Raw genomic sequence first — 569 nt, 5'->3', positions numbered from 1 at the left:
TGAAGGATGAGTCAATAAAAATTTCAAATTTCATTTGTTATAAAATTGAAATCTATATAATATAATAACATAGAGCAAGTTATTGAGTTTATTATGGAAAGGATTTTTTGTTAGCACTAATAACTGAAGCTATATGGGAAACACTTAAGTTATTTAAACAAAAGGATAAGATTAATTATGATAGAATTGGTGCAACACTAGTAGGCATATTAATATGTATAGCTGCAAAAGTAGACATGTTTTCTATTTTAGGTGAACCATTATCTATTAAATACCTAGGTCCTATTTTAACAGGTATTTTAATTAGCAGAGGTTCTAACTTTATTCATGATCTATTAGGTAGTGTAAGCAGTATGTATCAAAAAAATAAGCCATAGGTTAGCCTATGGCTTATTTTATACGCTTAATTACAGTTATTTTTCTTCCAGCTAGTGAGGATACTTTTACTACATCTCCAGTTCTTGGAGCGTGAATATACATTCCATTTCCAACATATATACCAACATGGCTTATTGGACTATGGAAGAATACTAAATCCCCAGGTTGTGCTTCAGATAAGCTTACTGCTT

At 29.9% G+C, this 569-nt stretch carries 2 protein-coding genes; one reads left to right on the top strand and one right to left on the bottom strand.

Annotation, left to right across the window (positions count from 1 at the left end):
• The first annotated feature begins 107 nt into the window (after positions 1-107).
• A complete protein-coding gene (locus TCEL_RS00605; RefSeq protein ID WP_018660021.1) occupies positions 108-377 on the top strand; it encodes a hypothetical protein in 270 nt (89 codons plus the stop codon).
• A 13-nt stretch (positions 378-390) separates the two neighbouring features.
• Here the strand turns inward: TCEL_RS00605 and TCEL_RS13080 are convergent.
• On the bottom strand, positions 391-569 hold a 179-nt coding region (locus TCEL_RS13080; RefSeq protein WP_198010628.1), incomplete at its 5' end, for a C40 family peptidase.

The organism is Thermobrachium celere DSM 8682 (genome assembly GCF_000430995.1).
GTDB classification, from domain to species: domain Bacteria; phylum Bacillota; class Clostridia; order Clostridiales; family Caloramatoraceae; genus Thermobrachium; species Thermobrachium celere.
The sequence above is the reverse complement of the archived record's forward strand: the minus strand, read 5'-3'. Positions and strand labels throughout refer to the sequence as shown.